This is a genomic window from Providencia sp. SP181 (assembly GCF_050446505.1).
Classification (GTDB): domain Bacteria; phylum Pseudomonadota; class Gammaproteobacteria; order Enterobacterales; family Enterobacteriaceae; genus Providencia; species Providencia vermicola.
Genome location: NZ_JBBPXM010000005.1, coordinates 201,664 through 228,042 on the forward strand (window position 1 = coordinate 201,664; position 26,379 = coordinate 228,042).

General features: G+C 43.2%; 26 protein-coding genes. 14 read left to right on the top strand and 12 right to left on the bottom strand.

All coding sequences use genetic code 11. The features are described 5' to 3' along the window. Positions 1 to 4: 4 nt before the first annotated feature. A complete protein-coding gene (cyoE, locus tag AABS66_RS10770) occupies positions 5 to 892 on the top strand; it encodes a heme o synthase (RefSeq protein ID WP_206084592.1) in 888 nt (295 codons plus the stop codon). 313 nt (positions 893 to 1,205) lie between these two features. Then, entirely contained in the window at positions 1,206 to 2,567 is a 1,362-nt protein-coding gene (locus AABS66_RS10775) for an MFS transporter (RefSeq protein WP_272538996.1), read from the top strand. 55 nt (positions 2,568 to 2,622) lie between these two features. Here the strand turns inward: AABS66_RS10775 and AABS66_RS10780 are convergent, their stop codons facing one another. Beyond that, the gene (locus AABS66_RS10780) at positions 2,623 to 3,114 is read right to left on the bottom strand and encodes a YajQ family cyclic di-GMP-binding protein (RefSeq protein ID WP_042846924.1); all 492 of its coding nucleotides are present in this window, start codon (positions 3,112 to 3,114) and stop codon (positions 2,623 to 2,625) included. Positions 3,115 to 3,297: 183 nt separating this feature from the next. Between AABS66_RS10780 and panE the strand changes: the two genes are divergently transcribed. From panE to AABS66_RS10795, 3 genes are all read left to right on the top strand, one after another. Next, positions 3,298 to 4,209 carry a 2-dehydropantoate 2-reductase gene (gene panE, locus AABS66_RS10785; protein WP_206084590.1) on the top strand — a complete coding sequence of 304 codons (912 nt, stop codon included), beginning with the start codon at positions 3,298 to 3,300 and terminating at the stop codon, positions 4,207 to 4,209. Beyond that, entirely contained in the window at positions 4,172 to 4,792 is a 621-nt protein-coding gene (yajL, locus tag AABS66_RS10790; RefSeq protein ID WP_272574211.1) for a protein deglycase YajL, read from the top strand. Before panE ends, yajL begins: the two co-directional genes overlap by 38 nt. A 244-nt stretch (positions 4,793 to 5,036) precedes the next feature. Then, on the top strand, positions 5,037 to 5,180 hold the full coding sequence (locus AABS66_RS10795; RefSeq protein ID WP_430224913.1) for a Hok/Gef family protein: 144 nt from the start codon (positions 5,037 to 5,039) through the stop codon (positions 5,178 to 5,180). A gap of 72 nt (positions 5,181 to 5,252) precedes the next feature. Here AABS66_RS10795 and thiI read toward each other — a convergent pair whose 3' ends face one another. Continuing rightward, on the bottom strand, positions 5,253 to 6,704 hold the full coding sequence (thiI, locus tag AABS66_RS10800; protein ID WP_206084587.1) for a tRNA uracil 4-sulfurtransferase ThiI: 1,452 nt from the start codon (positions 6,702 to 6,704) through the stop codon (positions 5,253 to 5,255). 219 nt (positions 6,705 to 6,923) lie between these two features. On the opposite strand from thiI, the gene xseB reads away from it, so the two are divergent. From xseB to caiF, 4 genes are all read left to right on the top strand, one after another. Continuing rightward, positions 6,924 to 7,175 carry an exodeoxyribonuclease VII small subunit gene (gene xseB, locus AABS66_RS10805; protein ID WP_206084586.1) on the top strand — a complete coding sequence of 84 codons (252 nt, stop codon included), beginning with the start codon at positions 6,924 to 6,926 and terminating at the stop codon, positions 7,173 to 7,175. A 3-nt stretch (positions 7,176 to 7,178) separates the two neighbouring features. Then, positions 7,179 to 8,096, top strand: coding sequence for a (2E,6E)-farnesyl diphosphate synthase (gene ispA, locus AABS66_RS10810; protein ID WP_206084585.1), 918 nt, complete (start codon positions 7,179 to 7,181; stop codon positions 8,094 to 8,096). A gap of 234 nt (positions 8,097 to 8,330) precedes the next feature. Then, complete coding sequence (gene dxs / locus AABS66_RS10815) at positions 8,331 to 10,196, top strand: 1-deoxy-D-xylulose-5-phosphate synthase (protein WP_206084584.1); 1,866 nt, start codon at positions 8,331 to 8,333, stop codon at positions 10,194 to 10,196. A 540-nt stretch (positions 10,197 to 10,736) separates the two neighbouring features. Beyond that, on the top strand, positions 10,737 to 11,129 hold the full coding sequence (caiF, locus tag AABS66_RS10820) for a carnitine metabolism transcriptional regulator CaiF (RefSeq protein WP_206084583.1): 393 nt from the start codon (positions 10,737 to 10,739) through the stop codon (positions 11,127 to 11,129). A gap of 69 nt (positions 11,130 to 11,198) precedes the next feature. Here caiF and caiE read toward each other — a convergent pair whose 3' ends face one another. The 6 genes from caiE to caiT form a co-directional block, all read right to left on the bottom strand. Further along, a complete protein-coding gene (gene caiE / locus AABS66_RS10825; protein WP_272538994.1) occupies positions 11,199 to 11,792 on the bottom strand; it encodes a carnitine operon protein CaiE in 594 nt (197 codons plus the stop codon). A 23-nt stretch (positions 11,793 to 11,815) separates the two neighbouring features. Further along, positions 11,816 to 12,601: a crotonobetainyl-CoA hydratase gene (caiD, locus tag AABS66_RS10830; protein WP_206084581.1), complete on the bottom strand. Its 786-nt coding sequence runs from the start codon at positions 12,599 to 12,601 to the stop codon at positions 11,816 to 11,818. Positions 12,602 to 12,686: 85 nt separating this feature from the next. After that, positions 12,687 to 14,246: a crotonobetaine/carnitine-CoA ligase gene (caiC, locus tag AABS66_RS10835; RefSeq protein ID WP_272538993.1), complete on the bottom strand. Its 1,560-nt coding sequence runs from the start codon at positions 14,244 to 14,246 to the stop codon at positions 12,687 to 12,689. Positions 14,247 to 14,318: 72 nt separating this feature from the next. Further along, positions 14,319 to 15,539 carry an L-carnitine CoA-transferase gene (gene caiB, locus AABS66_RS10840; RefSeq protein ID WP_206084579.1) on the bottom strand — a complete coding sequence of 407 codons (1,221 nt, stop codon included), beginning with the start codon at positions 15,537 to 15,539 and terminating at the stop codon, positions 14,319 to 14,321. 72 nt (positions 15,540 to 15,611) lie between these two features. After that, a complete protein-coding gene (caiA, locus tag AABS66_RS10845) occupies positions 15,612 to 16,754 on the bottom strand; it encodes a crotonobetainyl-CoA dehydrogenase (protein ID WP_102139025.1) in 1,143 nt (380 codons plus the stop codon). Positions 16,755 to 16,788: 34 nt separating this feature from the next. Continuing rightward, complete coding sequence (gene caiT / locus AABS66_RS10850) at positions 16,789 to 18,306, bottom strand: L-carnitine/gamma-butyrobetaine antiporter (protein WP_206084578.1); 1,518 nt, start codon at positions 18,304 to 18,306, stop codon at positions 16,789 to 16,791. Between the two features lie 504 nt (positions 18,307 to 18,810). Here caiT and fixA point away from each other — a divergent pair. From fixA to AABS66_RS10875, 5 genes are all read left to right on the top strand, one after another. Next, positions 18,811 to 19,581: a putative electron transfer flavoprotein FixA gene (gene fixA, locus AABS66_RS10855; protein WP_206084577.1), complete on the top strand. Its 771-nt coding sequence runs from the start codon at positions 18,811 to 18,813 to the stop codon at positions 19,579 to 19,581. Positions 19,582 to 19,592: 11 nt separating this feature from the next. Further along, positions 19,593 to 20,534, top strand: a complete 942-nt coding sequence (locus tag AABS66_RS10860) for an FAD-binding protein (protein ID WP_206084576.1) — start codon at positions 19,593 to 19,595, stop codon at positions 20,532 to 20,534. Between the two features lie 52 nt (positions 20,535 to 20,586). After that, complete coding sequence (gene fixC, locus AABS66_RS10865; protein ID WP_430224914.1) at positions 20,587 to 21,873, top strand: FAD-dependent oxidoreductase FixC; 1,287 nt, start codon at positions 20,587 to 20,589, stop codon at positions 21,871 to 21,873. Beyond that, the gene (gene fixX / locus AABS66_RS10870) at positions 21,870 to 22,157 is read left to right on the top strand and encodes a ferredoxin-like protein FixX (protein ID WP_206084574.1); all 288 of its coding nucleotides are present in this window, start codon (positions 21,870 to 21,872) and stop codon (positions 22,155 to 22,157) included. Before fixC ends, fixX begins: the two co-directional genes overlap by 4 nt. Positions 22,158 to 22,230: 73 nt before the next feature. Further along, positions 22,231 to 23,556, top strand: a complete 1,326-nt coding sequence (locus AABS66_RS10875; protein ID WP_206084573.1) for an MFS transporter — start codon at positions 22,231 to 22,233, stop codon at positions 23,554 to 23,556. A gap of 56 nt (positions 23,557 to 23,612) precedes the next feature. On the opposite strand, the gene pgpA is transcribed toward AABS66_RS10875, so the two are convergent. From pgpA to ribH, 4 genes are all read right to left on the bottom strand, one after another. After that, complete coding sequence (gene pgpA / locus AABS66_RS10880; RefSeq protein ID WP_206084572.1) at positions 23,613 to 24,125, bottom strand: phosphatidylglycerophosphatase A; 513 nt, start codon at positions 24,123 to 24,125, stop codon at positions 23,613 to 23,615. Further along, positions 24,115 to 25,107 (bottom strand): thiamine-phosphate kinase, encoded by a 993-nt coding sequence (gene thiL, locus AABS66_RS10885; protein ID WP_206084571.1) that lies wholly within the window; start codon positions 25,105 to 25,107, stop codon positions 24,115 to 24,117. Before thiL ends, pgpA begins: the two co-directional genes overlap by 11 nt. Before the next feature lie 252 nt (positions 25,108 to 25,359). Further along, positions 25,360 to 25,776, bottom strand: a complete 417-nt coding sequence (gene nusB, locus AABS66_RS10890) for a transcription antitermination factor NusB (protein WP_036958557.1) — start codon at positions 25,774 to 25,776, stop codon at positions 25,360 to 25,362. A gap of 89 nt (positions 25,777 to 25,865) precedes the next feature. Beyond that, the gene (gene ribH, locus AABS66_RS10895) at positions 25,866 to 26,339 is read right to left on the bottom strand and encodes a 6,7-dimethyl-8-ribityllumazine synthase (protein ID WP_206084570.1); all 474 of its coding nucleotides are present in this window, start codon (positions 26,337 to 26,339) and stop codon (positions 25,866 to 25,868) included. Between the last annotated feature and the right edge of the window lie 40 nt (positions 26,340 to 26,379).

Below are 26,379 nucleotides of genomic sequence, written 5' to 3' on the forward strand. Positions count from 1 at the left end.
CGATATGTTTAAGCAATACCTGCAAGTGACCAAACCAGGAATTATATTCGGAAACTTGATTTCTGTGATCGGCGGTTTTCTTTTGGCCTCAAAAGGGTCAATTGATTACCCGCTGTTCGTTGCGACTTTGCTGGGTGTATCACTGGTCGTGGCTTCTGGTTGTGTTTTCAACAACTACATCGACCGTGATATCGACCGTATCATGGAAAGAACTAAGAATCGCCCTTTAGTTAAAGGGCTGATTGACCCGAAAGTTAGCCTGATTTACGCCGCTGCATTAGGTATTGCTGGTATGGTGCTGCTACTCGTAGCAGCCAATGCCTTGGCAATGCTACTTGCAGTCATCGGTTTCATTGTTTATGTAGGCATTTATAGCCTGTATATGAAACGTAAGTCAGTCTATGGCACGCTAATTGGCAGCTTGTCTGGCGCAGCACCACCCGTTATCGGTTACTGCGCTGTCACCAATGAATTTGATGCAGGGGCTCTAATCCTGTTATTAATTTTCAGTTTGTGGCAGATGCCTCACTCGTATGCCATTGCCATTTTCCGCTTTAAGGATTACAAAGCCGCGAACATTCCCGTGTTACCGGTGATTAAAGGAATTTCTGTCGCTAAGACACATATTTTCCTGTACATCCTTGCGTTTATGGTTGCAACGTTAATGTTAGCTATCAGCGGATACGCGGGCTATAAGTATTTGGTCGTGGGTGCAGCAGTTAGCTTGTGGTGGCTGGGTATGGCGATTTCAGGTTTCAAAACCGAGAACGACGACCGAGTCTGGGCAAGAAAACTATTCATTTTCTCAATCGTAGCAATTACTGCATTGAGTGTAATGATGTCTGTTGATCCTACCGTTTCAACCGATACTGTTATAGCTCTCGTCAGATAACCTATCTGCTCTCTGATGATAACAATGTCTAAACGGCGGGCTTTCCCCGCCGTTTTTATTTGTCTCTGATGGCTTTTACAACTCACTTTTACGCATTCTGCCTATCCTTATGAATCTATTTTATGGTTAAATAGCCCCTTGCTATTATAAGCTAGATATAAAATGCACTATTAAAAATGGCTAATAAGCTGATATTTCAACATATTTTTAATGTAATCAGACACTATCTAAAATAGTTTGAATTACTAATATGTGAGACCTAGCTAGCTAAGAGAAGCCAATACCGCTACAGCTCGAAATATGAAGAATAAAAATGAACGATAACAAAATGACATCAGCAGAGCTCAGATCCACGTGGGGATTAGGTTCTGTGTTCTCCTTGCGAATGCTTGGTATGTTTATGGTTTTACCCATTTTGACCAGCTATGGAATGCACTTACAAGGGGCAAATGAATTTTTAGTGGGCATTGCCATTGGTATTTATGGCCTTAGCCAAGCACTTTTTCAGATCCCTTTTGGCTTGATGTCAGACAAAATCGGTCGTAAGCCACTCATTGTTATTGGCTTAATCATTTTTATTATTGGGAGTATTATTGCAGCGCTCAGTAACTCAATTTGGGGTATTATTATTGGCCGCGCATTGCAAGGCGCTGGTGCGATTTCAGCAGCTGTCATGGCGTTACTATCTGATTTAACCCGCGAACAAAATCGCACCAAAGCAATGGCATTTCTAGGGATAAGCTTTGGGTTAACTTTTGCGATTGCGCTTGTTTTAGGGCCTATCATTACCCATCTAATTGGGCTAAATGGTTTATTTTGGGGGATAGCCCTACTTGCCGTTGGCGCGATTGCACTCACCATTTTTGTTGTACCAAACACCAACACCCATGTTTTGAACCGTGAATCTGCCTTTGTGAAAGGCAATTTAAAAACCGTTTTAGCTCAGCCTCAATTATTAAAATTAAATATCGGTATTTTGTGCCTACATACATTGCTAATGTCGAGCTTTGTTGCTCTGCCACTGATTATGACAAAAGCAGGCTTTCTCGCCCAAGATCACTGGAAAGCCTATTTGGTCACAATGCTAATTTCCTTTGTGACTGTTTTGCCTTTTATAATCTACGCAGAAAAATATCGTAAAATGAAGCAAGTCTTCCTGGTCTGCATCGCACTATTGGCAGTTGCAGAAATCACATTGTGGTTCTCAGGTAGCCAGTTATGGATCATCATCCTTGGCTTACAGATCTTTTTTATTGGCTTCAATATTATGGAAGCCATTTTGCCATCATTGATTAGTAAGGAAGCACCCGCAGGCTATAAAGGAACCGCGATGGGGGTTTATTCCACCAGCCAATTTTTAGGTGTCGCACTTGGGGGGATTGTCGGTGGATGGTTATATAATTTTGAAGGGGCAAATACTGTCTTTATTGGTGGTTTGATCCTGACAATCCTTTGGTTTGTCGTTAGTCTAACCATGAAACAACCGCCATACGTCAGTAGTATTCGTATCGAATTGCCCACACACTTAAAAAATACTCGCGCCCTAGAACAAAAGCTACGAGCTCAAAATGGGGTTATGGAAGCTTTAGTTGTCGACGAGGAATTAAGTGCCTACGTTAAAGTTGATCGAAAAATCATTAATCGCGAGCAACTGGAAGCGATTATTCAGCAATAAAAAATAGGCCTGCAAAATTGTAGGCCTATTTTTATTGATAACTTACTCGTCGTAATTAATCACGGAAGTTATTAAATTGGAAAGGCTGGCCTAAATTCCCGCCACGCACTAGTGCCATAACCGACTGTAAATCATCGCGTGCTTTACCTGTCACTCGCACTTGGTCACCCTGAATTTGCGCTTGGACTTTCAGTTTGCTGTCTTTGATTAACTTAATGATTTTTTTAGCAATAGCCGCATCGATGCCTTGTTTGAACGTCACTTCAACGCTATAAGTTTTCCCACTATGAACAATATCGTCAGGGACATTTAGCACTGCGCCATCAATACCACGCTTCGCCATTTTTTCCCTTAAAATATCGACCAGTTGGAGGACTTGGAAATCCGATTCACTGGTGATTTTTACTGATTCATTTTTATCGTTAAGTTCAAAGCTTGCTTCAACATTTTTAAAGTCCCAGCGGCTCGTAAGCTCGCGCTGCGCATTCTCTACCGCGTTACGCACTTCATTCATTTCAACTTCAGACACAATATCAAATGATGGCATTGTTCAGACCTCTAAGGATATTTTTTGTTGCATGCATGATAACGTTTTTAGCCACTGCACTTCAAGTTATCAGGGCTCTCTCCTTCCTTACGCTATAATTAACGCACACTAAGGTATATACTTGGTTAGATAGCCAATGTCAGAGATGACAAGGTGTCAGAGCACATATTTCAGAGGGACACTATGAAAATAACCCTGATCGGTTGTGGTGCTATCGGTAAGCTTTGGCTTGCTGGCCTCACCTTACAAGGCCATGATACTCAAGGCTGGCTGCGTGTGGCTCAGCCCGATTTGTTTGTCGATGTGAATGAACCTGGTGGACGTACTTTTCGCGAACTCATTCCTTGTAATAATATCAATCATCTACAAACCAGTGAACTGGTGATTGTCTGCTTAAAAGCATGGCAAGTTTCCGATGCCTTATTGCCTCTACTTGGCAATATTCCTGAAAAAACACCCATTTTACTCCTCCATAATGGAATGGGGACAATAGAAGAGCTAGCACCTTTGCGACACCCCGTTTTAGCAGGTGTGACAACCCATGCGGCTTGGCAAGAAAACAACCAAGTATTTCATGTTGCTCACGGAATGACACATATTGGGGCAATCAATTCACAAGCACAAGCTTATTACCCTATTGCAGATATCCTACATGAAGCACTTCCTGACGTTGCTTGGCACAATCAGATTTTGACCACCTGTTGGCGAAAACTGATCGCTAATTGTGCTATCAACCCTCTCACGGTAGAACATAATTGTAAAAATGGTGAATTAACTTACCACACAGAGCAAATTTCACGGGTTATTGATGAAATCTGCCACGTTATGGCAGCAGAAGGGTTACACACCGATAAAACAGAACTGACTGAGTATATTAATGGCATTATTCAAAATACCGCTAATAACTACTCGTCCATGTTACAGGATATTCGCAATAATCGTCGCACAGAGATTGATTACATCACGGGATTTTTAATCAAACAAGCCCGAGCTCATGGCCTAAATACCCCTGAAAATGACCGTTTATATCATTTAGTCAAAAATAGAGAACAACAATATGACGACTTCCGTTCTAATTTGCATCACCCATGGTAGTGAAGAGATTGAAATTGTCACTACTGCGGATTTATTAGTCAGAGCAGGCATTCAAGTCACTCTTGCTAGTGCTAATGAAGACGGCTCCCTGCAAATCACCGCCTCACGGGGTATGAAAATCGTCGCAGACATCCCATTAATTAAAGTGGCTGATGAACCTTTTGACGCTATCGTTCTACCTGGCGGCCTCCAAGGCGCTGAAACATTTCGTGATAGCCCATTAGTCGTTGAAAAAGTTCGCCGTATGCATCTGGACGGTAACATTGTTGCAGCAATCTGTGCTGCCCCTGCCATTGTATTAGAACACCACCAACTATTTCCCCTTGGTAATATGACCTGCTATCCGTCGATGAAAGATAAAATTCCTGCGAGTAAATGGGTTGATCGCCGAGTTTACTTTGATGAACGCGTCAATTTATTGACCAGCCAAGGGCCCGCTACGTCCTTTGATTTTGCATTAAAACTAATTGAATTATTAGTTGGTCGAGAAATCGCAGGAATCGTTGCTGGGCAGCTTGTTTTACCGAATGGAATTAACGATTATTTGGAAGATAAACCCTCTACTCATACCCATCATGAATAATTGGTTAAGAATCAATTAAGACACTGAATTAAAATGATTTATTTTACAGATAATGACTGAAAAAGCCTTTGAAGCTCACGGCTTTTTGTTATGATTGCGACGGGTGCTTGGATCATTTTGGTTCAAGCATTTGCCAGAGCCAAAAAGACGAAAGCCCCGAATTTAGATGTTAATCTTAATCCGAGGCAGTCTCAAAACCCAAACAGTTTGATTCTGTCTCCTTTTAGAAAAGGAGTCAAGAGGAATGGCCAAAATTGCCCTTGTAGTGTTAATTACCGTGTGTCTTACGGTATTGAGTTTTTCAGGCATGATGCAAGAAAGATTGTGTTCGTTAAGCATCAGTAGTGGAAATACTCTGGTTCAAGCTACTTTATCATGCGGTAAGTAGTCTTGTGGGGGAGTTATCTCCCCCACATTTCTCTTTCTATTGTCGGTTTGTGGTACAAGCACCCTGTCTCGCTTATGGGCGGTAAACCTTAATATTATCAAACCCTTGTTCTTTGAGGTACAACGCCTGTAAACGGCTCATCACCCCACGGTCACAATATAATAGATAGGTTTTATCTTTTGGTAAGTCACCAAATTGTGTGCTGAGTTTGTAGAATGGAATATGTTTGATTTCCATACCTTCAACTTTCAAAGGTTTATCTTCGAACTCATCAATAGAGCGGATATCCACAATCACTTCATTTTCCACTGAAAGCTCACTGACCATTTCAATTTCAGGGACTTTCTCTAGACTTTCTTGTGCGATTTGGCGAATATCGATATTTTGTGCCTGCTCAACAACAGACTCTAAAATACAAAAGTCAAAGTTAGCTTCTTCCGCTTCGATCCGTGCTTTTACCGCTTTCACTGTTGGGCTTTTCGAAATCACACCACAATATTCTGGCATGGTTTTCGCAAAATCTTCCGTCCCAATTTGACGAGCTAATTTGATAATGTGCTCTTTGTCATGGGAAATCAGCGGTCTTAATATTAACGTATCAGACGCATTATCAATCAAACGTAAGTTTGTTAAGGTTTGGCTAGAAACTTGCCCAAGTGCTTCCCCCGTCACAATCGCTTGCACACCATAACGCTCTGCAACTTTCGACGCCGCACGCACCATCATACGTTTTAATACAACACCCATTTGGCCATCGTCGACTTTTTCTAAAATTTCTGCGACGACAGGTTCAAAGTTAACGGCAATAAAGCGCACTTTATGGGAGCTCCCAAAACGGTTCCATAAATAGTGCGCAATTTGTTTCACACCAATTTCATGGGCTGCGCCGCCTAAATTAAAGAAACAATAGTGCACGCGACAGCCACGGCGCATTAGCATGTAGCTGGAAACGCCTGAGTCAAAACCGCCTGAAATTAACGATAAAACATCTTCTTGAGTACCAATTGGGAAACCACCGATCCCTTCAATACGCGCTTTCACTAGGATGAGTTTGTCATCTTCAATTTCTAAATGTACGGTGGTATCAGGGTCTTTAAGCTTCACTTTCGCAGAAGCAATGTGTTGATTTAACCCACCGCCAATGTAGCGCTCAGCTTCAATAGATGAAAACTCATGTTTACCGCGGCGCTTTACACGCACACAGAAGGTTTTATTTTCCAATGATGGGCCGTAAGCTTCGTGGGCCATTTCAAAGATATGGTGCAAACTGGTAAACGGTTTTTCTTCAACTTCAAGAATATGGTGAATACCTGGAATACGACCGAGCATGTCACAAATTTCGTCATGCTTCGTTTCCCCTTTCACACGCACTTCTATGTTATCCCAATTACGGACAACCGAAATTTCTTCGCCAAGTGACTTAAGCACGTTACGGATATTACTGGTCAAAATTTTAATAAAACGTAGCCTAACAGTTTGGCTTTTAATGGTAATTTCTGGGAATAACTTAATGATAAACTTCATAATAGCTGCATGTTCATGGTTGTTGGGGCTAACGAATGTATCTCACAGTGACACATGTACACGTTACCAATTGTCAATAAAGAGGCGTATTATAACACTATCTTGCGGACTGAATCTAAAAACACCAATAATAAATTGTAACCGTAGCAAGACTGCGTTAGTCTGCTAAATATTTAAAATACTCCAAATATATTGATTTAACATTAGTGGCTAAATAACATGGCTAAAGAAAAATCTCAGCAAGTTCCAACTGTTAGTTTCGAAAACTCACTTCAAGAGCTGGAGCAAATTGTTGCTCGCCTCGAATCTGGCGATCTTCCACTAGAAGATGCGCTCAATGAATTCGAGCGTGGTGTCCAAATCGCCAAACAAGGTCAAAAAGTACTGCAACAGGCCGAACAACGCGTACAAATATTGCTTAGCGATGATGAAAATAAACCCCTTGCCGATTTTTCACCTGAAACTGAATAAATTATGTCTGAACAACTTCCAGATAGCTTTGCACTGCAACAAAAACATGCCTACGACAGAGTTAACCAATACCTATTAGATACGCTAAATGCACTGCCTTTTGCAGAACTGCCATTAGCCAATGCAATGCGTTACGGTGCATTATTAGGTGGGAAACGTTTACGCCCCTTTCTAACCTATGCAGTCGGCTCCATGCTGGGTGTCAGTGAAGAAAACCTTGATGCCCCCGCCTCAGCAGTTGAATGTATTCATGCTTATTCATTGATTCATGATGATTTACCCGCTATGGACGATGATGATTTACGTCGCGGCCAGCCGACTTGCCATATCAAGTATGGTGAAGGTAATGCCGTTTTAGCGGGTGATGCCTTACAAACCCTCGCGTTTCAGTTACTTGCTTCAGCGAAAATGCCTGATATTTCTGATAAAGACCGTATCGCGATGATAGCTGAACTAGCTTACGCCAGTGGCCTAGCAGGAATGTGTGGTGGCCAAGCCCTTGATTTAGATGCAGAAGGCAAACATGTTGACCTTGCTTCATTAGAACGTATTCATCAACATAAAACTGGTGCGCTCATTCGTGCAGCGATTCGTCTTGGGGCATATGCCGCTGGCGATAAAGGCCATCAATTGTTACCAGCCTTAGATAAATATGCCGAATCCATTGGACTTGCCTTTCAAGTTCAAGACGATATCCTAGACGTCATTGGGGATAGTGCGGTAACGGGTAAGCGCCAAGGCGCGGATGCTGAACATGAAAAGAGTACTTACCCATCGCTACTCGGCCTTGAGGCTGCACAGAAAAAAGCGCGTGAGCTATATCATGATGCAATAGACGCTTTAGAGACGATCCAATCCCATGGGTATAATATAGAGATGCTAAGTGCTTTAGCTAATTTTATTATTGAGCGTAAAAGCTGACAATATGCTTTGCCTTTAGGCATTAAGAAGACTGATAATTACGGCATTGATTACCCGATGTAGTTTAAGCTGTAAAACGGGCTTTACCTTAACTATTTGATGTGATGGGTCAGTGGCTAATAGAACAAATCGCGAAACATCGATTTTTATGTATGTCTAGCGTAAGAAAATACAGCCCCTTACTGTCGCTGAAAATAGGATGGGTATTTTTGATTAATTATAAGTGAGCACCTAATGAGTATTGATATCGCTAAATATCCAACGCTAGCACTGGCTGAGACGCCTGATGAGCTTCGTCTGCTGCCCAAAGAAAGCTTACCTAAGCTTTGTGATGAACTCAGACAATTTTTACTGAGTAGCGTGGGTCGCTCTAGCGGTCACTTTGCCTCTGGTCTTGGTGCAGTAGAACTGACTGTTGCCTTGCATTATGTCTACAAAACCCCCTTTGATAACCTAGTTTGGGATGTCGGCCACCAAGCGTATCCCCATAAAATCTTAACGGGACGCCGTGACCGTATTGATACTATTCGTCAAAAAAATGGTTTACATCCATTTCCATGGCGTGGTGAAAGTGAGTATGACATTTTAAGCGTTGGCCATTCCTCAACATCCATTAGTGCTGGTTTAGGTATGGCCATTGCGGCAGAAAAAGAGAAACAAAACCGTAAAACCGTGTGTGTCATTGGCGATGGTGCAATCACGGCAGGGATGGCATTTGAAGCCATGAACCACGCAGGAGATGCCGCGCCAGATATGCTGGTTATCCTCAACGACAACGAAATGTCGATTTCAGAAAATGTTGGCGCGCTCAATAACCATTTGGCGCACTTACTTTCTGGCAAGCTGTACACCACATTACGCGAAAGTGGCAAAAAAGTGTTCTCTAACATGCCACCGATTAAAGAATTACTGAAGAAAACCGAAGAACACATCAAAGGTATGGTGGTGCCTGGTACAATGTTTGAAGAGCTTGGTTTCAACTATATTGGCCCTGTCGATGGGCACGATGTTGTTGCACTCACCCAAACATTGAAAAATATGCGTGACTTAAAAGGGCCACAATTTCTGCACATCATGACCAAAAAAGGCCGCGGTTATGAGCCTGCGGAAAAAGACCCAATTAGCTGGCATGCAGTACCTAAATTTGACCCAAGTACCTTTACGTTACCGAAAAGCAAAGAAACTGGCCCAACATTCTCCAAAATTTTTGGTGATTGGTTGTGTGACGAAGCAAAAGATGATGGCAAATTAATGGCTATCACGCCAGCCATGCGTGAAGGCTCTGGTATGGTGCGTTTTTCAAAAGAATTTCCAGACCAATACTTCGACGTCGCTATCGCTGAGCAACACGCTGTAACCTTTGCTGCAGGTTTAGCGATTGGTGGTTATAAACCGATTGTCGCTATCTATTCAACGTTCTTGCAACGTGGCTATGACCAAGTTATTCATGATGTAGCAATCCAAAAAGTCCCCGTGATGTTTGCAATTGATCGCGCAGGGATCGTAGGTGCCGATGGGCAAACTCACCAAGGGTCTTTTGATATTTCATTCCTGCGCTGTATACCAACCATGGTTATCATGGCCCCTAGTGATGAAAATGAGTGCCGCCAGATGCTACACACTGGCTACCACTATAACGATGGTCCAAGTGCTGTCCGTTACCCTCGTGGTACGGGTACAGGGGCTGAACTCCAGCCTTTAGCACCATTACCTATTGGTAAAGGAGTCATCCGCCGCCAAGGTGAAAAAGTGGCTATTCTGTGCTTCGGGACCTTACTCAGCCACGCGCTTGAAGCCGCAGAGCAATTAAATGCGACCGTTGTGGATATGCGCTTTGTGAAACCCTTGGATGAAGCATTGATCCTCGAGATGGCAAATAGCCATGATGTGTTAGTGACACTCGAAGAAAATGCCATCATGGGTGGCGCAGGGAGTGGCGTGAACGAGTTTTTAATGCATGAAAAGAAAATAATTCCTGTATTAAACCTTGGCTTGCCAGACTACTTTATCTCCCAAGGTAGCCAAGAAGAGCTGATTGCCGATCTTGGATTAAATGCCAAAGGCATTGTTAATTCAATCACAAGCTACCTGAATAAATAACCTTTTATTAAATGAGAGTCATTATTTCGTGTAATGACTCTCATTTTCTTTCAAATACGCATTAATTGAGTATTAGATTAATTTGTTATAAAAATAGTTATCTAAAATAACAACATTTACATATTCCCCTTAGTTTAATAACATCCCTTCCAATAAAAAAACCAAATATAATCAGATAATAAACAACAATGTTTATCTCTTCACCCAAAAATAGAATATAAACAAAATTATTACCTTGAATGTAATTTTCAAAAATAAACACATGCAAATTATTTTTAAATCTATTATTATGAACCTTGTCACTGTATGACTGCGCAATTTAGGCTCTGACTTATATTCGTTATAAATTACTTAACTATCTAAAAGCAAAGTAAAATAAATCAATAACAAATATATTATTTTAACAATTTTAACCAGGCTTTAATAATTAATTATTTTCCTTTAATTTATTACGGGAGATAAATAACATTATTCCAACTACAATTTACATATAGTTTCTCTTTATTTATTCAATTTTAATAATTAGATTTGGGAGCGCTTATGTGTGGACAATATATTAACGAACCCTTGTATTTATCCATAGCACATTGGGTAATGAAGCAAGGTCGTTGGACAACCGCCAGAGAAATATCTAACAATTTCGATATTCCGCATCCTAATGCTGTTAATATTGTTTCTTATATTCTATCGGATGTGGCTGAGATCCAATGTGAAGTTAAAATGATCCCGAATAAACTATCGGGTCGTGGGTGCCAATGCCAGCGTTTAATTAAAGTGAGTAAAATTGATAACCAACTTTATTCTCGTTTAAGAAACCACCAATCGGAAAAAGTCACCATAGATTCCCCCGTGAAAGCGGCTTCAATGCCACCAAGTGAACTGAATAGAGAACAGAAATGGCAATGGATGTTATCCAAAGCACAGCGCCGCTAGTTAATATGTTATATCAATAAAAAAACGCAGGTTTTAAACCCGCGTTTTTTTATTTCCGACCAATACCTATTATTGCCCTTTAGGCTTCACTTCTGTGGTACCAAATAGTTTTGGTCGATTAATTTCAATTTCAGTGAGGGGCTTAGTCTCTTCTAACCCAACAAGATAGCGCCCAGCAAGATCCTGGTACTCTTTTGTATTCAATTGCTTCCAATGTAGTTCTTCATCCTTAACCTGACGAAGAAATCGTGCGGGGCTCCCCACTAACATTTGCCGTGGTTCGCCTTGAAAACCAGCTTTAACAAAACTCATTGCAGCAACAATGCTTTCCTCACCAATCACGGCGCCATCCATGATGACGCTATTCATTCCGACTAAAGCATCGCGGCCAATGATACACCCGTGTAAAATAGCGCCATGACCAATATGCCCGCACTCCCGCACAATCGTTTCTACATCACTGTAACCGTGCATAATGCAGCAATCTTGAATATTGGCCCCTTTTTCAATCACTAAGCGCCCATAATCCCCTCTGAGTGACGCATTCGGCCCAACAAATACTCCTTCTTTGATAATTACATCACCAATCACGACTGCGGAAGGATGAACATACGCCGTTGGGTGTACCACGGGCCTTACGCCTTCAAATGAATAGAAGCTCACAATTGACCTCTCAGGTGGCTAGATTATCGGCCTTTCCAACTTGGAGAACGTTTCTCTGCAAACGCTAACGGCCCTTCTGTCGCATCTTCAGAGTGTAAAACCGCTGGGTAATTGGTTAATACCCCACTGCGCATCAGTTTGTAACCCTCTTCGACGGTCAACTCCCCAGTTGCACGGAAAATTTCTTTTAATGCCGCAACCGCTAATGGTGCGCTTTGCGTGATTTGCTCTGCCAGCTCACGGGCTCTATCCATCAATTTTTCAATAGGCACCACATCATTCGCAACGCCCCAACGCAATGCTTCTTGAGCATCCATGCGCCTGCCTGTCATTACCATTTCATTCACGATAGGTGCAGGCACTATTTTTGGCAGACGTAAAACACCGCCACTGTCTGGAACAATCCCTAATTGAGCTTCTGGCAACGCAAAACTGGCATTTTCTGAACAAATAATCATATCTGCCGCCAATGCGAGTTCGAAACCGCCACCAAATGCATAACCGTTAACCGCCGCAATCACGGGTTTATTAAGATTAAAAATCTCAGTCAACCCAGCAAAGCCACCTGGACCAAAATCCGCATCAGGGGCTTCACCTTCCGCAGCGGATTTTAGATCCCATCCTGCAGAGAAAAAACGTTCCCCTGCCCCTGTAATAATGGCGACTCTTAAAGATGGGTCATCTCGAAAGTTAAGAAAAACTTCACCCATTTTGAAACTGGTTTTTGCATCTATCGCATTCGCTTTAGGCCTATCGAGTACGATTTCCAAAATGGAGCCATTACGGGTAATTTTTAATGATTCACTCATAGTGCAATCCTTTCGTCATCATAGGGGGATACCTCTGTTTTAAGTAATAAACAGAGGTATCCTCAGAATTAATAGAATGATCCGATTATTGCAGATGTTTTTTCAGTACTTTCCCAGAACAATTTCGCGGTAAATCTTTGCGCACTTCAACACACGTTGGTACTTTAAATTTCGCCATTTGTTTTTCACAAAAGGCAAAGAACTCCTCCTGCGTTAAGGTTTCCCCTTCTTCCAACACAATAAATGCCTTAATGGCTTCGTCACGTATATCATCCGCAACACCAATGACCGCTACATCCACAATGGCAGGGTGTGAGGCAATGATATTTTCGATTTCACTACAAGAGACGTTCTCACCACCGCGTTTGATCATATTGCTGCTTCTATCAACAAAATAGAAAAAGCCGTCTTCGTCTTGGTAAGCGAAGTCCCCTGTATGCATCCAACCTGCGCCATCAAAGGCTTTTTCTGTAGCCTCGGGGTTGTTGTAATACGCTTTAAACAGCGTTTTACCGCGCTCACCTTTAACACACAGTTCGCCAATCACTCCTGTTTCAACGGGTTGGTTGTTTTTATCCCGAATTTGCGCTTGGTAACAAAAACCAGGGCGGCCAATTGATGGCCAGCGGCGGATATCACCAGGTCTGTCCCCAATTAACCCCACTATCGTTTCGGTCATACCATAAGAAGTTAAAAAGCGTTTCACACCAAAACGTGCCATAAATTGCTCTTTTTCTTCATCGCTTAAATTGAGATAAAACATGGCTTCTCGCAGGCAATGCTCTTTTTCGTTATCCGCCAGCGGTTGGCTTAATAACGTTCGGATCATCATTGGGATTAACTCAGTCACAGTGGCACGATGCCTAACAATTTGCTGCCAAAAACGCCGCGCACTGTATTTTTCGATTAAGACAAACGTTGCACCAACGGAGAAAGCTGCCATCGATGCCGTACATTGACAGTCAATGTGGAAAGCAGGCATCACCGTTAAATACACATCATCGGCACGTAACGCGTTTTGCCATGAAGAGTAGTACCCCGCAAAACGTAAATTATAGTGGGTGATAATCACCCCTTTAGGCTTTGACGTTGTTCCTGAGGTAAATAAGATTTCCGCAGTATCGCTCACACTGAGCTCAACAATTTGTGTGAGCGCCGCTGGCTGAGCCGCTTGTTCTGATAAAAAGTCCGAAATGCCATCTTGTTGTCGGACGGGTGTATCTGCAATTAAAAAAACATGTTCAAGACAAGTGCTTTCATCCGCCAAAACACGTTGATAAATATCTAAAAATACGGTGCAAGTCACTACCATACGAGGTTGGCAGTTCTGCATAATCCACGCGCTTTCGTTATATTTATACCGTGCGTTGATGGGCACCATAATTGCGCCGATTTTCGCTAAACCAAACCAGCAAAAGAAAAATTCAGGGCAATTATCCAGATGTAAGGCAACTTTATCCCCTTTTTGAATGCCATAGGCTAAAAAGAGATTCGCTGTGCGATTGATTTGCTCATTCATTTCTAAATAGCTGAATTCACGAATATTTCCATCGCAAGACTCAAAGATAAGCGCCTTATTGTCTTGGTGAGTTAACGCAAGGTCATCCCACATTTGACGCAAATTTTGTCTACCGATTACATCCATTAATTGTTTTCCCTCTATTTCCCCAATGAACATTCAGGCCAACAGGAAAGATTGACCTGAATAATCACTTAATTACTCAACAATTTTCGCTAGCCCTTTATCGACCAGCTCCCGAATATCATTTTCGTTGTAGCCAATGTTTTTTAGTATTTCAGTGGTGTCCATACCGTGAGATGGCATACCACGCCAGATTTGTCCTGGATTGTTTTTGAATTTTGGCATCACATTTGGGCCACGACAGGTTTCCCCATCCATGGTTTGCCAACTGGTGATGGATTCACGGGCAATATATTGTGGGTTAGTTTCTAGCTCAGGAATGGTTAACACTTTAGCGCTCGCAATATTCAGCTCAGCTAACCTTGCAAGTACCTCTTCGATGGAACGTGCGCCTAACCACTCATCTAATTTTTCCTCAACGAGTGGCCCATATGGGCATTCAACACGGTGAATCAGTTGTGTGCCTTCTGGGATCTCAGGAGTACCCAATAAATGTGCGAGACCAATATCTTTGAAAATTTCTTGGATTTGCGTGATACCGACAATTTCCATGACAATATAACCATCGTTACAGCTATACAGGCCGCAACCTGCATAATACGGGTCTTTCCCTTTGGTCATACGTGGGCAAACTTCACCACCATTGAAATAATCCATCATGAAGTATTGCCCCATACGCAGCATCACTTCATACATTGCCACGTCGATGCTTTCCCCTTTCCCTGTTTCGCGCGCTTTATATAACGCAGCTAATGCCGCGGTTGTGGCGGTCATACCCGAGAAATAGTCTGCCGTATATGGGAAAGCGGGCATTGGTTGGTCTTTATCACCGTTTTGAATCAGGTAGCCACTGAAGGCCTGAGCAATGGTGTTATATGCAGCAAGATTGGTATATTGCGGGTCGCCATACTGGCCAAAGCCCGATAAGTGAGCGATAACCAATTTTGGATTGTGCTCCCACAGCACTTCATCCGTGATCCCTCGGCGGGCAAAAGCAGGGCCTTTACTCGCCTCTATAAATATATCCGTCGTTTCCATTAACTTAAGAAATGCTTCTCGTCCTTCATCCTTAAAGATATTCAATGAGAGCGCCCGTAAATTACGTCGCGATAGCTGCGGGTAATTTGGCTGGACACGAATAGTGTCTGCCCATGCCACGTTCTCAATCCAAATAACTTCTGCCCCCCATTCCGCAAACATTTGCCCCGCGAATGGGCCTGCAATTTCAATTCCTGAAAATACGACTTTAACCCCAGAAAGCGGGCCAAATTCAGGCATAGGTAAATGCGCTGCCATGTTCGATTCTCCTGTGAAACTCGGTTGACCCTCTAACCATGATCAAAGGGTCAATCCACGACGGTTACGTCATTAGCGGTACTGTTTCAGTACACTGCGGCCTAGTGTCAGTATTTGCATTTCATCTGAACCACCCGATACGCGGTCAACACGCAGGTCGCGCCAGAAACGTGCGATCCGATGTTCACCCGCGATACCAACGCCACCCAGTACTTGCATCGCAGAGTCCACCACTTCGAATGCGGCATTTGCACAGAAGTATTTACACATTGCTGCATCACCTGAGGTGATCAGCCCGTTATCACTCTTCCATGCAGTTTCGTATAACATGTTGCGCATTGAATTGAGCTTGATCGCCATATGTGCAAATTTTTCTTGAATTAATTGATAACGACCGATTGCTTCGCCGAATTGAACGCGTTGGTTGGCATAACGCGCCGCATCTTCAAATGCACACATCGCTGTACCGTAGTTAGTTAGCGCCACTAAGAAACGTTCATGGTCAAACTCTTCTTTTACGCGGTTAAAGCCGTTTCCTTCGCGACCGAACATGTCTTTTTCATCCAGTTCGACGTTATCAAAAGTAATTTCACAGCAGCTATCCATGCGCAGGCCCAGCTTTTCAAGTTTGTTAACCTTGATACCTGGTTTGCTCATATCCAAGAACCACTCAGTAAAGACGGGTTTATCTGGCGAATCTGCATCGCGACTCATCACCACAATGTATGGCGTATAGGCGCTACTGGTGATAAAACATTTGCTTCCGTTCAGGTAAACTTTACCGTTACGGCGCTGATAAGTAGTTTGCAGGCTACCCACGTCAGAACCCGCGCCCGGCTCAGTAATGGCTGAGTTCCACATTTGTTTCCCCGTGCCGCGGAACGCCATGATTTTATCAATCTGTTCTTGCGTCCCTTCACGCAGTACGGTATTGAAACCACCCGGCAGTTGATACAGCACGTATGTTGGCGCACCTAAACGCCCCAGTTCCATCCACACCGCAGCAACGGTGATAAACCCTGCATCTAAACCACCATGCTCTTCTGGAATCAGCAGGTTATCGATTTCCATATCCGCTAACGCTTTGACAAAGCGTTCAGGGTATTGGCTGTCGCGGTCGCATTGTGCGAAGTAGCTTTCCCAGTTTTCACTGGCCATCAGTTCACGGATCCCTGCGACAAACAGCTCCTGCTCATCATTCAATCTAAAATCCATATCAATAACCTCTTAAATGTTGTTTCTGAGTAAATTAGTCATCTTTCCAATGCACTTTGGCATCTTTAATAAACGAGAGCGTTACCATAATGTTGACGAAAAAAAGTGGGCATCCTCCGGCAATTATCGCTGTTTGAATTGGTTTCAATCCGCCTAGAGCCAGTAAAACAATGCCGATGACACCAACTAAAACAGACCAACCGATGCGCACTAACAATGGCGGCTCTTCACCGTCTTTCACTGCGCGACAAGTCGACATGGCGAGGGTGTAAGAACAAGCATTAATTAGTGTCACAGTGGCGATAAAGCAGAGGATGAAGAAGCCCCAAATTGTTACAGTACTCAAAGGTAAGGCAGCCCATGTCTCAATGATGGCGCGTGGAACGCCAAACTCATCAATCAGTTTTGGAATGTTAATAATATTTTGGTCGACAAGTTGCAGTGTGTTACTGCCTAAAATCGTCCAAATCAGAGTGGTACCTGCGGTCAGACCCGCGACCATACCAATACACAGTTCACGAACGGTACGACCTTTAGAGATACGTGCGAGGAAAATACACATTTGAATTGCGTAGATAACCCACCAAGCCCAATAGAATACTGTCCAGCCTTGTGGGAAACCGCTTTTACCGACCGCATCTGTATAGAACAGCATGCGCGGCATATACATCATTAATACCCCGATAGAATCGGTAAAGTAGTTAACGATAAAACTTGCACCACCAACAATGAATACCCATCCAAGCATTAAGAAACTCAGGTAGCTACGTACATCACTGGCAATTTTCACCCCTTTTTGCAGACCGAATGCCACACAGATTGCGTTCAAAACAATCCAGCAGAAAATAATGATCGCATCAAGCTGTAAAGTGTGAGGGATACCGAATAAATACTGAATACATTCAGTCACTAGCGGAGTTGCTAACCCTAAACTAGTGCCCATCGCAAGGATTAACGCCACTAAATAGAAGTTATCAACAATTGTTCCGAACCAACCATTAACGCGTTTTTCACCGACCAGCGGTACTAATGTACTACTTGGGCGGATAACATCCATTTTACGTACAAAGAAGAAGTAACCAAAAGCAACCGTTAAGAAGCTATAGGTTGCCCACGGTAATGGCCCCCAGTGGAATAAGCTATAGGCAAGCCCAATACTTTTCGCCTGAGTTGAATAAGGGGCAAATTCAAAAGGCGGCGTTGAAATATAATAATAAATTTCAATAGACCCCCAGAAAAGTACCGCTGCCGATGTACACGAAGCGAACATCATGAAAATCCAGCTCGCACGGCTAAATTCAGGCTTCTCTTCCCCTAGGGTTTTTTTCGCATATGGCCCTAAAATCAACCAAAACCAGCCACCAAGCATCACGACCATATACCATTCAAATGCCCAGCCCCACACGTTTGTCACGTAGCTAAACACTTGGTTGATCACTTCATTCGAAGCATCAAGGTCACGGACGGTTAACCAACACAATAGTCCAACAATGATCAATGGAGGAAAAAACACTTTCGGTTCTATCCCACCCTTTTTATTTTCTTTGCTCATAGTTCGATCCCGATTTATTATTTAATACATAAGTTTTAAAATAGATATTATTCGCAATACCTCTCCACTTATTTATTATTTAATTCCTATAAATTTAATTAACTATTAATCCAATCACTATTCAAATCATGTCGGCTCATCATTAACAATTCTGTTATTAAGGTCACAATATTATTCGTGATAAATATTTGTTACTGTTTTTTCGTGTTTTTATTATCAAAATAACCAATCAATACAAACAGATAAAATATCTTGTAACGGCAATGTTATTAAATACCTTCAGTATTGGTGATTAGGGTAGCAATATTGAACATTTCGTCGCTAAGTTGATGATTTTTACAATATTGGTGAGTAAGGTAGCAGTATGAATATTTAAAACACGTTTAATTTCAAGTTTTCAATATTGGTGACCTAGGTTTTATTTTTAAATATCCAGTTCATGATAATTATATAATCCGAAACCAAAACGGATCATATTTATTAAATATATTTTTAGGAGATGTAATGAATATTATTACATGCTATAAATCTGTTCCTGATGAACAAGATATTATTATTAATAGCTCAGATGGCTCTTTAGATTTTTCCCGTGCGGATACCAAAATTAGTCAATATGATTTAAATGCCATCGAAGCGGCTAATCAAATTAAAGCACAACAACCCGATAGCAAAATCACAGCATTAAGTATTGGTGGCAAAGCGCTGACCAACATGAAAGGCCGTAAAGACGTGTTATCTCGCGGCCCAGATGAATTAGTCGTGGTTATTGATGACCAATTCGAACATGCCCTTCCTCATCAAAGTGCCATTGCCCTTGGTGCAGCCGCACAAAAAATAGGTTTTGACTTAATCATTTGTGGTGACGGTTCTGCTGACCTCAATGCGCAGCAAGTCAGCATTCTACTAGGTGAAAGCCTGCAAATTCCTGCCATTAATGGCGTGAAGAAAATTGTTTCTCTTGGGGCAGATAACATTGTCGTTGAGCGCGAACTTGAAGATGAAATTGAAACATTGTCGCTTCCGCTGCCAGCCATTATTGCAGTGACCTCCGATATTAACGTCCCTGTTATTCCGTCTATGAAAGCAATTTTAGGCGCTGCGAAAAAGCCAGTTCAAGCATGGGGCATCGCTGATATTGCACTCACAGATGTCGCCGCTTTATCGGCTCAATCGATTGCAGCACCGAAGCAAAAAGTGCGTCAACGCATCATTATTGAAGGTGATGGCGAAGACCAAATTGCACAATTTGCTGAACATTTAAGAAAAATTATTTAATCGGAGGCGTCATGAGCAAATTATCAACCGTTTGGGTCTTTAGCGATATGGCTTCCCGTCTACCCGAATTGATTGGCGGAGCACTCACCCTCGGTGAGCAAGTGAATGTATTAGCATTAGATGAAGCACAAAGTTCCCAAGCATTTCAATTGGGTGCAACACAAGTCTTTCAATTAACGGGCAAACCTGATGACCGTATTTTGGAAGACTACGCTGACACCATCGTTGCGACCATTAAACAACATGGCGACAAAGGCCTGTTACTACTACCGAATACACGTCGTGGAAAATTACTGGCTGCTCGTTTAGGTGCAAGACTGCAAGCTGCCGTATCGAATGATGCGGCATCGATTGCTATCGAAGCCGACAAAGCAGTCATTAAACATATGGTTTACGGCGGCTTAGCTTTTGGCCAAGAAACCTTAAATAGCATCTTTTCCATTGCAACCGTTACCACAGGCACCTTTGAAGCAGCTGCAAGTGATGCATCACGCAGCGGAACGGCTCAAACTGCACAATGGGTCGAACCAAAACAATCTGTTGTACGTACCTCGGTTCAGAAAAAAGCAGGCAACTCCGTGGAATTAGACAAAGCTCGCCTTGTAGTGAGTGTGGGTCGCGGAATCGGCAGCCAAGAAAACATTGCCATTGCCAAAACGCTTGCGGATGCCATAGGTGCTGAAATTGCCTGCTCCCGCCCTGTCGCTGAAAATGAAAAATGGATGGAGCACGAGCGCTACGTTGGGATTTCCAACTTAATGCTCAAACCTGAACTTTACCTTGCTGTCGGTATTTCAGGGCAAATCCAGCACATGGTCGGGGCAAATGGCGCACAAACTATCGTTGCCATTAACAAAGATAAAAACGCACCTATCTTCCAATTTGCCGATTACGGCATTGTCGGTGATTTATTCAAAATTCTGCCTGCTTTAACGCAACAATTGGCGAAATAAGCCTATCGCAGTGGAGTTGTCACTCCACTGCTTAGTATGATTTGGAGAAACTATGTCCGATGATATTTTTGATGCAATCATTGTTGGCGCAGGCCTAGCGGGTTCTGTCGCTGCACTGGTGCTTGCCCGTGAAGGTGCGCAAGTTCTCCTAATTGAAAGAGGAAACTACGCTGGCGGGAAGAACGTCACAGGTGGGCGGATGTACGCCCATAGTTTAGAACGCATTATTCCTGGATTTACCCAAGAAGCGCCTATCGAACGCATGATCACCCGTGAAAGGCTGTCATTTATGACTGAAACCGGTGCCGTCACCGTCGATTTTCAAAATAGTGCCGAGCAGAGCCCAGACGAAACATCTTGGTCTGTTTTACGGGGAAAACTCGATCCGTGGCTGGTAGAACAAGCTGAAAATGCGGGAGCGCAATGCATTACAGGTATCCGAGTTGATAAACTGGTCGAGCGGGGCGGCAAAATCGTTGGTGTCGAAGCGGATGGTGATGTGCTTGAAGCCAAAGTTGTTATTTTGGCTGATGGGGTGAATTCACTGCTCGCCGAACAAATTGGCATGACGAAGCGTGTGAGCGCTGAACATGTCGCTGTTGGGGTTAAAGAATTAATCGAACTCCCTAAAGATGTTTTATGTAATCGCTTCAATATTAAAGACAATGAAGGCGTTGCATGGCTATTTGCTGGCTCGCCAACTGATGGGCTAATGGGGGGAGGATTCTTATATACCAATGAGGACACTGTCTCTTTAGGTCTGGTTTGTGGTTTGCATCATATCAAAGATGCCAAAAAATCTGTTCCACAAATGTTAGAAGATTTTAAGCAGCACCCCGCTGTCGCCCCGTTAATTGAAGGCGGCAAGATGATTGAATACGCTGCACACGTTGTGCCAGAAGCAGGCTTAAAAATGCAGTCGGAACTTGTCCGTGATGGCGTGTTAATTGCGGGTGATGCAGCGGGTATGTGTATGAACCTTGGGTTTACCATTCGCGGCATGGATTTAGCCGTTGCCTCGGGTGAAGCGGCAGCTAAAACTGTGCTTAATGCAATGAAAAAAGAAGACTTTAGCAAGCAAGGGCTCAGTGAATATCTTTCACTATTAAATGAAGGCCCACTGCGTGACATGAAGATGTACCAAAAAATGCCTGAGTTTTTGGATAACCCACGTATGTTTACCGCTTACCCAGAAATGGCAATTGGGATTGCGAAAAAATTATTTACCATTTCGGATGAAGCGCCTGTTCCACTGCGTAAAACCATGCTGCAACATGCGAAAAAAGTGGGCTTCATGAATTTAATCAAGGATGGAATTAAAGGAGTGAGAGCAATATGAGCCAGCCAGTTAACGTTGATGTCAAACTTGGTATCAATAAATTTAATGTCGATGAAGAAAATCCACATATCGTCATCAAAGAACACCCTGATATGCAAGTGCTCGACACTTTAACAAAGGCCTGCCCCGCAGGTTTATATAAAAAACAAGAAGATGGCTCAGTCCGTTTTGACTATGCTGGCTGCCTTGAGTGCGGTACTTGCCGTATTTTAGGCTTAGAGAGTGCACTCGAAAAGTGGGAATACCCACGTGGCACTTTCGGCATTGAATTTCGTTACGGCTGATTAGTATTACTCTCGAAGTTTCAAAGACTTCGAGAGTTTTATAGCGTATTTTACGCTGACACTGGGATACACAATGAAACCGAAAAGTTTTGATGATATTCAATTCTCCTCCGTGCATCGGCGGATCATGCTGTGGGGCAGCGGCGGGCCTTTTCTTGATGGTTATGTATTGGTTCTGATCGGTGTCGCACTTGAACAACTCACCCCTTTACTCAATTTAAGCAGCGAGTGGATAGGCTTACTCGGCGCAGCAACCCTTGCAGGGTTATTTATCGGTACATCGCTCTTTGGCTATATATGTGACCAAGTCGGTCGACGCAAAATGTTCCTCATTGACATTGTGGCGATCGGCGTCATTTCTGTCGCCACCATGTTTGTCTCCACGCCATTGCAGCTACTTCTCATGCGCTTTTTGATTGGCATTGTGATTGGCGCTGATTACCCCATCGCTACCTCAATGATCACCGAATTTTCAAACACCAAACAAAGGGCATTTGCCGTCGGCTTTATTGCGGCGATGTGGTATGTGGGGGCAACTTGCGCCAACCTTGTGGGCTATGTGCTGTACGATGTCGAAGGCGGCTGGCGCTGGATGCTAGGCAGCGCAGTAATCCCTTGCATCGTTATTTTGATCGGTCGCTTTGATTTGCCTGAATCGCCACTGTGGTTGATACGTAAAGGGCGAATTAAAGAATGTGAAAAAATGATGGAAAAACTATTCGGGCAACCCGTGGTGTTTGAAGCGGAAGAACAGAAGAAAACACATTTCCTGCAATTATTCACTAAACGTCATTTTTCCTTCGTCTTATTTACCGCAATTATTTGGACTTGCCAAGTGATCCCAATGTTCGCCATCTATACCTTCGGCCCACAAATTGTTGGGCAGCTCGGTTGGGATCAAGGTAAAAACGCCGCACTCGGTAACGTCGTGATCAGCCTATTCTTTATGTTAGGTTGCCTGCCTGCCATGTATTGGCTCAATAAAATGGGCAGACGTCCCTTACTTATTGGCAGCTTTGCCATTATGACACTTGCACTAGCGACCCTCGGGCTATTTTCCAACCTTGGGATCTGTCTGGTGATCATTATGTTTGGGATCTACGCCTTTTTCTCTGGAGGGCCTGGGATCTTACAATGGCTCTATCCAAATGAACTGTTCCCAACGGATATCCGTGCTTCTGCCGTCGGTGTGATCATGTCAATTAGCCGTATCGGAACCATCTTTTCTACGTGGGCTCTGCCTGTGTTTATCAGTGAATATGGTATTAGTAATGTGGTATTGATGGGGGCGGGAGTGTCGTTATTAGGTTTAGTCGTTTCGATATTGTTTGCTCCAGAAACCAAAGGGTTAACGCTAGCACAAACATCAGTAATGGGAATTAGTCGTCGAAAGGAATAATTTTGTTAATGATGACAAGCAAGCAAGGCCATCCATTGATGGCCTTCTTATTTTACTCATAAAAATGAGAGCAAATTAAACTTAACACATAGCCAGACAGTTACATAAGCGAAAATCGCCGCGATGATATCGTCGATCATAATGCCAAAACCGCCGCCAACTTTACGGTCAAAAATACGGATCGGCCAAGGCTTCCACATATCGTAAATACGGAAAATAAAGAAAGCGGTGACAACCCACTCAAAATCCACCACAGGGATCGCCATCAACGTAATCCACATACCGATAAACTCATCCCAGACAATACTGCCGTGGTCATGAATTTTCATGTCGTCCGACGTGCGTTGGCAAATCATACAGCCAATCCAGAAGCCTGCAACAATCACCACCCATAAACTCCAAACGGGCATCCCTGACATCAATAGCCAGAATGGGATTGCAGCGAGTGAGCCCATCGTTCCAGGAACAATCGGCGATAATCCACTGCCAAACCCCGTAGCAAGTAAATGCCATGGGTTACGCATGTTTAGCCGTTTTTTCGCTTCTACTTTTTCTTGGCTAGTCGCCATAAACACCTTCCGAAACAAAGTGATCGAAACCTTTAAGGTTTACATCAACTTCTTGGTTATTGCAAAAGTAGCGGATCCCTTCGGATTGGGGTTTGATCTGCCCAATACAGGTAAAACCAGAGCCTGTATGTGCTAACGCCATTTCTAGCGCACCACGGTTGATTTCAGGTACTGTGAAGCACAATTCATAATCTTCACCGCCACTGAGCGACCATAAGCGCCCTTGTTCTACACTACAACTTTGTTTTAACGCCTCCGATTGTGGCAACGAATCTAAGTTGATCCGCGCACCGCAGCCACTGGCTTTTAAAATATGGTTTAAATCGGAAACCAAGCCATCAGAAATATCAATCGCTGAAGAGGCTAAATTACGCAGGGCTTGGCCTTGTAAAATACGCGGTTGAGGACGCAAATGGCGTGCAACTAACCACGCATTGTCTTCGGTGTTCGCAACATGCAGTTTATCTTGCAAAATAGCGAGCCCTGCCGCGCTATCCCCCAATGTGCCTGTCACATAAATCCAATCGCCATTACGCGCACCAGAACGGGACATTGCTTTACCAACTGGCACTAAGCCATGCACTGTATAGGTTAAGCTCATAGGCCCACGAGTCGTATCACCACCAATTAATTGCATTCCATAATAATTTAGTTGTTCGAACAAACTATCACTAAAAGACTGCAACCATTCACAATCGACACAAGGCAGTGTAATAGCTAAAGAAACCCATGCAGGATCAGCCCCCATTGCAGCAAGGTCACTTAAATTAGAGGCTAATGATTTGTACGCAAGGTCAGCGGGAGAAATCGTAGGTAGGAAATGAATGCCGGAAACGAGAGTGTCAGTACTCACAGCAAGTTGCTGTTTTTCCGGGATGGTCATCAACGCACAATCATCACCAATACCGATATTCACATCACGTCGGTTAGTGGTTTGACGGTTAAAGTAACGTGCGATGAGGTCAAATTCGCCATATGACATGGTAGATTTTCCGTTTTCGCTATCTCTATTTTCGTTTTAAACGAAATAAATAATTTATACTCTGAATAATTCAAGTTACAAATAGGCGGCAAATGACTGCACTTCCTAAAATAGACTAAAACCTGCATTTGAGCCAATTCTAGCCAATACACCTGTAACTTAAAGTATGACGAGCCTATAAGTACAAAGGTAGACTGAAACCCAGCCTACCTCTCGACTACTGTAGTGTTACAGGAGGGAACCCTGATATTATTATTTTTTACGGCGAACCGCTGGTGCCGCTTTATCTAATACACCGTTAACGAATTTATGGCTATCTTCTGCGCCGAATACTTTCGCTAATTCAATACCTTCATTAATTGCGACTTTGTAAGGCACATCTTCACGGAAGCTCAATTCAAACATAGAGACACGTAAAATCGCTTTTTCTACCTGACCCAGCTCTTCGAGTTGACGAGATAAATAAGGCGCCATCAGTTGATCAAGCTTAGTTGCATTGGTCGCAACGCCTGATAACAGTTCACGAAAATAGTTTACGTCAACGTCTGACATGTCCTGTTCAGCAATAAACTCATATTCGACTTCAGCAATTGGATTGCCAGATAATTGCCATGAATAAATGGCCTGTACAGCACACTCACGAGCGCGGCGACGAGCAGCAGGTTTCACAAGATTCCCCTTAAATTTAAAAACTATACACAATAATTTGTGTCGCAAAGAGGTTTACACACTCTCCGCGACGTCACATTATTTGTGTATTATTTGCCTTTGATGGCTTTAATCACATTAATCATTTCAAGTGCTGTTAAGGCAGCTTCAGCGCCTTTGTTGCCCGCTTTAGTACCCGCACGTTCAATAGCTTGCTCGATATTTTCAGTGGTTAATACACCAAAAGTTACAGGCACTTCGCTATTCATTGCAACATGGGACAGGCCAGAGCTGCACTCACCCGCAACGTATTCAAAATGAGCAGTACCACCACGGATAACCGTACCTAGTGCAATAACGGCATCATATTTTTTAGTTTCAACTAGCGCTTTCGCGGTTAATGGCAGTTCATAGGCACCCGGGACCCAAACGATAGTAATGTTGTCGTTTGAAACTTGGCCAATACGCTCTAACGCATCAACAGCGCCTTCCAGCAGACTATCATTAATAAAGTTGTTAAAACGAGCAATAGCGATAGCAACACGCGCTTTCGGCGCAGCAACAACACCTTTAATTACGTTCATAGTCTTCCTCTAATATTAATTATAACCCGCGGGGCGCGGA